This is a genomic window from Paucihalobacter sp., assembly GCF_036825875.1.
Taxonomy (GTDB): Bacteria; Bacteroidota; Bacteroidia; order Flavobacteriales; family Flavobacteriaceae; genus Paucihalobacter.
On record NZ_DAISXK010000042.1, the window covers coordinates 1 to 7,248 of the forward strand.

Consider the following 7,248-nt stretch of genomic DNA (forward strand, 5'->3'; position numbering starts at 1 on the left):
ACTACCTCAAATTTTGCCAACGGTGCCATTCTTGCCTTGTTGAGTATAAGTGTCGTTTCGGTTGCGTTATAATTATCGGCCATTTCTATGACTTTCATAAATTGTTGTTCGGTCTCCATAGCGGGACAGGCCATTAAGGTAGTTGCCATTTTCAAAAATTGAATTCTATTACCGTCTTGCAACTCGTAACTGCCATTAAAGGAATTACAGCCTCCATTGCCGTGAGCGCGACTGTCTTCTGTTTTTAAAATTAAAAAGGCTTCTCGTTGTCCTTCTTTAGTTTCTACTGGACTACCGTTTAGCTCCACTAATTTCCAATATTTTTCAACAATATCAATACTGTCTTTTTTTAGGATGTAGGTGTCTGCTAAGTCACCAGTAATTCGCTGGCCTTCTTGGTCTAACATAAACAACTGGTTTTCGCCTACTTTAAACTGCAGCCTAGTATTATCGTTACTTGTTAAGGTTATATCAGATCCCGACTCGTTCCATTTAAAGGAACCAGCGCTTTCATATATACTATCGCTCTTTCCTAAGTATTTTGTTTTGTGGATATAGCTGAGGTCTCGGTTTAAAATAAGAACAGTTTCGATACCTTCACAATCTGCACATGGAATGGTACCTTGATAAACGCCATCCCAGTCTAAAGCATTTTGACTGGTATCACCTGTTACCGGTATGTTCATTTCAGTAGATTCTGTTTCGGAATCTTGAGTCGTTTGCTTTTTATCGCTGTTACAGGAGTAGGTGCTTAATAATGCAATTATTATAAATGCGGAAAGGTTTTTAGATGTCATTGTGCGGCTATTTAAAATGATAGCTTAAATTTAATGAAATTGCCAAACTATTCAAAATAAAAAAGTTGCCTTTCTAATTATGCATAAAAAATTGAAAAAGATTAACTGATAAATACCTTAGCTAATTTTTAACCCATTGGCAACGCCTTTGTCATCTGGATTCACAAAAACCAGTTTTCCTTGAGCATCTTCGGTCATTAAAATCATGCCTTGGCTTTCAACACCGCGCAACGCTCTTGGTGAGAGATTGACTAAAACTGTCACACGTTTTCCAATAATTTCTTCAGGTGTGAAACTTTCTGCAATTCCAGAAACGATGGTACGCACATCAATACCGGTATCTACTTTTAACACCAATAATTTATTCGCTTTATGCATTTTTTCGGCTTCTATTATGGTGCCCACACGCATGTCTAGTTTTGCAAAATCTTCAAATGTTATGGTTTCTTTTTGAGGTTCTACAGTTGAGGTTTCTGTCATTTTTTCTGCTTCGTTTGCTTTTTTACTGGCTAAAAGTTTATCTATTTGTTGTTCGATGGCTTCGTCTTCAATTTTGGAAAACAATAATTCTGCTTGACCAATTAGGTGACCCGAGGCTAATAATACGTCTTTTGTTGCAACAGCGTTCCATTGGTTTTCAGTGCTTCTAAATTTTCCTGATGTTTGCGAGGAATCAGTCGAATCAATTACTAATATGCCTTTGAGTTTAGCGGCGGTAAATGGCAAAAAAGGTTCACATAACACAGCGAGTGCAGCTGCAATTTGAAGTGCTACAAACATAATCGTTTTGGTGCGTGCTTCATCTGTTTTGACTAGTTTCCAAGGCTCTTCGTCGGCTAAATATTTGTTGCCTAAACGCGCTAAATTCATCAGTTCTTGGCTACCTTCTCTAAAACGGTAACGTTCAATAGAACTGGATATCACAGCTGGATAAGCTTTGACCGCTGCGATGGTTTCTTTGTCCAAGTCTGAATATTCGGAAGGTGCTGGCACCAAACCTTCATAAAATTTATGGGTTAAAACCACAACACGGTTTATAAAGTTTCCAAATATGGCGACGAGTTCACTGTTATTTCTGGCTTGAAAATCCTTCCATGTAAAATCATTATCCTTGGTTTCAGGCGCATTGGCTGTTAAGGCATAACGCAATACATCTTGTTGGTTTGGAAAATCTTCTAAATAATCTGGTAACCAAACGGCCCAGTTTTTAGATGTAGAAAGTTTTTGGCCTTCTAGGTTTAAAAATTCGTTAGCGGGTACGTTATCGGGTAAGATAAACGAACCTTCAGCCTTGAGCATGGCTGGAAAAATAATACAGTGAAACACAATATTATCTTTTCCGATAAAGTGAACCAATTTGGTGTTTTTATCTTTCCAGTACAATCCCCAATCTTTACCCACACGCGCAGCCCATTCTTTGGTAGAAGAGATATAACCAATAGGGGCATCAAACCAAACATAGAGCACCTTGCCTTCGGCGCCTTCAACAGGTACTGGAATTCCCCAATCTAGATCTCTGGTTACGGCACGCGGTCTTAAACCATCGTCAATCCAAGATTTTACTTGCCCGTAAACATTCGATTTCCAATCTTTTTTATGGGTTTTTAAAATCCATTCTTTTAGAAAATCTTCGTATTGCTCTAAAGGCAAAAACCAGTGTTTGGTTTGCTTTAAGCTTGGTGTATTGCCTGTAATGGCCGATTTAGGATTGATTAAATCTGTGGCATTAAGGCTACTGCCGCACTTTTCACATTGATCGCCATAAGCTTCTGGATTGCCGCATTTCGGACAAGTTCCAGTCACAAATCTATCGGCTAAAAATTGATTGGCTTCGGCATCATAAAGCTGCTCGTTGGTTTCTTCTATAAACTTACCTTTATCGTAAAGGGTTTTAAAAAACTGAGAAGCCGTTTCGTGATGAACTTCTGCTGAGGTACGCGAATAATTATCAAATGAAATTCCAAAATCTTCAAAAGACTTTTTGATGATGGCATGGTATTTATCAACAATATCTTGTGGTGTAACGCCTTCCTTCTTCGCTTTGATGGTAATAGGAACACCGTGTTCGTCACTACCACAAATAAACGCAACATCATTATTAGTAAGTCTTAAATAACGGGCGTAAATATCGGCAGGCACGTAAACACCAGCCAAATGCCCGATGTGAATAGGGCCATTGGTATAGGGCAAAGCTGCTGTAATAGTGTAGCGTTCAGGAGTATTCATCGTCGAAATTGTACGTTAATTTTAGGGGACAAAAGTAAACATTTAAAAAACCAATTAGAAAAAAAATGTACTTTTACCATATCATGAAAACCTTTTTGAACGTTTAAATTAAACGCAATAAATTCACCAGCCTAAACTTATCAAAATCTATAACCTTTGAATTTTTATGTGGATGAAAAAATCCTTTTTATATTTCTTAATTTTAACCCAGTTTATGAGTTTTAGTAGTTCAGTTCTGGCTCAAGATAAAATGCAAACTAACCAAATTAAATTGAAACAACCACCATATCTAAAAGCAGGCGATACGGTTGCTATTGTAGCGCCATCGGGCGTTTTAAATAACCGCACCACCGAAGTTGAACGCGCCATTGCACTCTTAAAAAGTTGGAATTTAAATGTAGTGGTTGGTAAACATGTATTTAAAAGCGACAATCATTTTGCCGGAACCGATAGTGAACGTTGCGAAGACTTTCAAAATGCTTTAGACAATCCAAAAATAAAAGCCATTTGGTGCGCCCGTGGTGGTTATGGAACGGTGAGAATTCTAGATAAACTGGATTATTCAAAATTTAAAGAACAACCAAAATGGTTGATTGGTTACAGCGATATAACAGCTTTACATAATCAAGTCCACAATGAGGGATTTGAAACTATCCACGCCATAATGTGCACCAGTTTGACTGATAAGGAAAGCGAACTAGAACAGAGTATCGCAACCATGAAAATAGCCATTTTTGGCGAAGCTTTAAACTATACACTTAAAGGTTCAAAATACAATAAAACAGGAAATGTTACAGCACCTTTAGTCGGTGGTAATTTAACCATGCTGCACACCATGTTAGGTTCTGAAACGAGCATTGACACCTCGGGTAAAATTCTATTTATTGAAGAAATAGGCGAGTATAAATATCATATCGATCGTATGCTTCAGAGTTTAAAACGCGCAGGCTATTTTTCAAATTGTAAAGGCGTAATAGTAGGCGATATGACTAAGATTAGGAAAAACACAACCCCATGGGGCACATCGATAGAGCAACTTATTTTAGATGCTTTGGCCGAATACGATTTCCCCATTGCTTTTAATATGCCGGCCGGCCACGAAAATGACAACCGTGCCATGATTTTAGGCAGAACTGTTGAACTAAAAGTTTCAGAATCCAAAACTGAATTAAGTTTTAAATAATCTGCTTACGTTCACTGAAATAAAATAGGGACGAGCCTAAAAAATACATTAAAACATCTAGCCAATCACCTGTGTATCTTGGGTCGTATTTCGGCATGAGCCATTCAAAAAACCAAGCGTAATAAACAGTTAAAGAAACAATTGCGAACAGTGGGATTTTGACCGAGGCGTCCTTTTTCAAAAATCGGATAAGTGCTAAAATGATGGTTAACACTATAGGCATACATAAAAAATCGTAGAAATAAAAGCTGATCCAGTCGGGAATGTCTATTTTAAATCGTTTCGCTGAATAAATGAGTATTGCCACAAAAAGCAGCAACAGAAAATAAGGATTTTTCAAAGTTTTCATGCCGCTATTATGGTGAACAACCAAGCGATAAAAGTGCCAATTGCCATCACAGCCGCCCAGATAGAGTAAATGATGTAAGCGAAAACCCGAACTAACAGAAATCTATGGTTTTTGTATTTTTCAATCCATTTTAGACTATTTTCTTGGTCCTGTTGTTCGTTGTGAGCGCGTTTTTTCTCCGACTTTTTAAACTCGATTTCTCGACGCTTTTTAAAATTAATTAGCGTATTGCAATTGGTGCAATAATCGACGTTCTCATTGTAAGTGCCACAATTCGGGCATTTTATTCTTCTCACAGCTTTACTTTTTGGCTAGTCTAGTTTCGTTTAAGCAAAGTTACCTAAATAATCTTTTTTAAGTATATTTATTATCAACAAGCGCATAAGGATCTAACATGGCACAACACAATCAACTCGGCAAAATAGGCGAAGACATGGCGGCAGATTATCTGGCGTCACATGGTTATGATATACTTGAGCGCAATTACCGCTTTCAGAAAGCCGAAATAGATATCATCGTTAAAAAAGATAATGTAATAGCTGTGGTTGAAGTGAAAACCCGTTCTACCTTAGATTTCGGAAGCCCTAAAGATTTTTTAAAACCTACCCAAATCCAGCGCCTGGTGAAAGCCATAGACAATTACATCGTTGAAAATGATTTTGAAGAAGAAGTGCGATTCGATATTATCTCCATCCTGAAGGAGAACAAAAAATATGTAATTGAGCATATTGAAGATGCGTATTATTTTTTTTAATTCCCACGAAAGTGGGAATCTATATTCATAAAAGGAATAGAATCAACGCCGAGATTCCTGCTTTTACAGTGATATTATTTATAAAAATTCATTTGATCAATGTATTGCCAAACAGCATCTGAAAGCATAGGCCTTACATTCTTCCCTTTTTTAATATGCTGTCTTATAAATGTGGAGGATAATTCAATGATAGGCGCTTTAACGTGGTGAATATTGGGATGGTCATCAAATTGTGTTTCTACTTTGCCTGCCGATAATCTTGGGTAACAGTATATCTGGTGGTTCTCTAGAATTAATTCATAATTTTTCCACTTGTGAAAACTTTTCAAATTGTCTTCACCCATAATTAAAGAAAATTGATGTTTGGGGTGTTTTTCCTTGATATACGTCAGTGTATTGATGGTGTAATTAGGTTGCAATAAATTAAATTCTATATCGCAGGGTTTTAAATTGTTGTAGCTTTTCGTGGCCAGATAAACCATTTCCAAACGTTGGTAATTGTCTAATATGGTTTGCTTTACCTTAAATGGACTTTTGGGTGTCACAACAAGCCAAATCTCGTCTAGTTTGCTGTTTTCGACGAGATGATTAGCAATAATTAAATGCCCAATGTGAATGGGATTAAAAGTGCCAAAAAACAATCCAATCTTCATCGTTTTAGTCCTTTATATAATTTGAAACCAACTTATAGGCTTCTTCCAAAGCGTGTTCTAAAGTATCGTTTACAATAATATGGTCAAAAAGTGGCGCTGTTGCCAACTCTGCCGAAGCTTTCGCTATGCGCATGTTTATTTTATCGGCGCTCTCTGTTTTGCGTTTTTTAAGTCGGATTTTAAGCTCGTCTATACTTGGTGGTTTTACAAAAATAGCCAAAGTTTCCTCTGGAAATTTTCGTTTAATCCGCAAACCACCTGATACATCGATGTCGAAAATCACGTGTTTGCCATGTGCCCAAATGCGTTCTACTTCGGTTTTTAAAGTCCCGTAAAAGTTGTCGCGGTATACTTCTTCCCATTCTAAAAATTCGTCGTTTTTAATTTTCTTTTTAAAGGCGTCAAAACTCAAAAAATAATAATCTTTTCCGTCTTGTTCATTGCCGCGTTTTTCTCTAGAGGTTGCTGAAATAGAGAATTCTAAATTTAATTCGCTTTGCGCCAATAAATGTCTTACGATGGTTGTTTTTCCTGAGCCAGACGGTGCCGAAAATACTATAAGTTTACCTTTTTTCATTATAACTGATAATCTTCAAATGCAGATATTTGGAATTTGCTTTTTGGAATTTGATTTTACAACACATTCAGCAGTTGTTCCTTAATTTTCTCCAATTCATCTTTCATTTGCACCACCAACTTTTGCATAGGCGCGTGGTTAGATTTAGAGCCAATAGTATTGATTTCTCTGCCAATTTCTTGGGCAATAAAGCCTAATTTTTTACCGTTGGAATCGTCCGAAACTAAGGCTTTTAGAAAATAATCAAGGTGATTTTCTAAACGCACTTTTTCTTCGGTGATGTCATACTTTTCGATATAGTAAACCAATTCTTGCTCAAAACGGTTTTCGTCAACTTTTTCTTTAAGTTCCGAAACGGCCTTGTCTAATCGTTCGCGAACACCAGATATTCTATCCGGATCCATCGCAATCACTTGTTCTAAAAGATCAGCGATGTTTTTTATACGGGTTTCAAATTCTTGGTAGAGCGTTTGACCTTCATCGCTTCGGTACTCTAAAATATGTTGAATAGCGTCTTCAATACCAGCTTCTATGGTTTGCCATTCATTATCGTCTATATCTTCACGTTCGGTGGTCACTACATCGGGTAACCTCATGGCGATGCTCAACAATTCGGCATCGTGACCCGTTACTACATCGTTCAGTTGTTTGATGTAGGCTTTAACCACGGTTTGGTTGATGCGTGTGGCAGTTTCTTCACCAGTTAATT

At 37.2% G+C, this 7,248-nt stretch carries 9 protein-coding genes; 2 read left to right on the forward strand and 7 right to left on the reverse strand.

The genetic code is table 11. The features are described from left to right. Together V7Z48_RS10940 and metG are read right to left on the reverse strand one after the other, a co-directional pair. Positions 1 to 797: copper resistance protein NlpE N-terminal domain-containing protein (locus V7Z48_RS10940; RefSeq protein WP_334113513.1), on the reverse strand; the 797-nt coding region annotated here is incomplete at its 3' end. A gap of 117 nt (positions 798 to 914) precedes the next feature. Continuing rightward, positions 915 to 3,023, reverse strand: coding sequence for a methionine--tRNA ligase (metG, locus tag V7Z48_RS10945; RefSeq protein WP_334113514.1), 2,109 nt, complete (start codon positions 3,021 to 3,023; stop codon positions 915 to 917). 214 nt (positions 3,024 to 3,237) lie between these two features. On the opposite strand from metG, the gene V7Z48_RS10950 reads away from it, so the two are divergent. Further along, positions 3,238 to 4,206 carry a S66 peptidase family protein gene (locus V7Z48_RS10950; RefSeq protein ID WP_334113515.1) on the forward strand — a complete coding sequence of 323 codons (969 nt, stop codon included), beginning with the start codon at positions 3,238 to 3,240 and terminating at the stop codon, positions 4,204 to 4,206. On the opposite strand, the gene V7Z48_RS10955 is transcribed toward V7Z48_RS10950, so the two are convergent. Together V7Z48_RS10955 and V7Z48_RS10960 are read right to left on the reverse strand one after the other, a co-directional pair. Continuing rightward, positions 4,199 to 4,555: a hypothetical protein gene (locus V7Z48_RS10955; RefSeq protein WP_334113516.1), complete on the reverse strand. Its 357-nt coding sequence runs from the start codon at positions 4,553 to 4,555 to the stop codon at positions 4,199 to 4,201. The two genes, V7Z48_RS10950 and V7Z48_RS10955, sit on opposite strands and share 8 nt — an antisense overlap. After that, the gene (locus V7Z48_RS10960; protein WP_334113517.1) at positions 4,552 to 4,851 is read right to left on the reverse strand and encodes a hypothetical protein; all 300 of its coding nucleotides are present in this window, start codon (positions 4,849 to 4,851) and stop codon (positions 4,552 to 4,554) included. Before V7Z48_RS10960 ends, V7Z48_RS10955 begins: the two co-directional genes overlap by 4 nt. Positions 4,852 to 4,949: 98 nt before the next feature. Here V7Z48_RS10960 and V7Z48_RS10965 point away from each other — a divergent pair, with 98 nt between their 5' ends. After that, positions 4,950 to 5,309, forward strand: coding sequence for a YraN family protein (locus V7Z48_RS10965; RefSeq protein WP_334113518.1), 360 nt, complete (start codon positions 4,950 to 4,952; stop codon positions 5,307 to 5,309). Positions 5,310 to 5,383: 74 nt separating this feature from the next. Here the strand turns inward: V7Z48_RS10965 and nadD are convergent, their stop codons facing one another. From nadD to V7Z48_RS10980, 3 genes are all read right to left on the reverse strand, one after another. Continuing rightward, positions 5,384 to 5,962, reverse strand: a complete 579-nt coding sequence (nadD, locus tag V7Z48_RS10970) for a nicotinate (nicotinamide) nucleotide adenylyltransferase (RefSeq protein WP_334113520.1) — start codon at positions 5,960 to 5,962, stop codon at positions 5,384 to 5,386. Between the two features lie 4 nt (positions 5,963 to 5,966). Next, positions 5,967 to 6,539, reverse strand: coding sequence for a guanylate kinase (gene gmk, locus V7Z48_RS10975; RefSeq protein WP_334113521.1), 573 nt, complete (start codon positions 6,537 to 6,539; stop codon positions 5,967 to 5,969). Between the two features lie 56 nt (positions 6,540 to 6,595). Further along, the coding region (locus V7Z48_RS10980; protein ID WP_334113523.1) for a YicC family protein at positions 6,596 to 7,248 on the reverse strand (653 nt) is incomplete at its 5' end.

Coding starts and splice junctions, on each gene's coding strand:
- metG (WP_334113514.1), bottom strand. CDS start 3,023: ATGAATACTCCTGAACGCTACACTATTACAGCAGCTTTGCCCTATACC.
- V7Z48_RS10950 (WP_334113515.1), top strand. CDS start 3,238: ATGAGTTTTAGTAGTTCAGTTCTGGCTCAAGATAAAATGCAAACTAAC.
- V7Z48_RS10955 (WP_334113516.1), bottom strand. CDS start 4,555: ATGAAAACTTTGAAAAATCCTTATTTTCTGTTGCTGCTTTTTGTGGCA.
- V7Z48_RS10965 (WP_334113518.1), top strand. CDS start 4,950: ATGGCACAACACAATCAACTCGGCAAAATAGGCGAAGACATGGCGGCA.
- nadD (WP_334113520.1), bottom strand. CDS start 5,962: ATGAAGATTGGATTGTTTTTTGGCACTTTTAATCCCATTCACATTGGG.
- gmk (WP_334113521.1), bottom strand. CDS start 6,539: ATGAAAAAAGGTAAACTTATAGTATTTTCGGCACCGTCTGGCTCAGGA.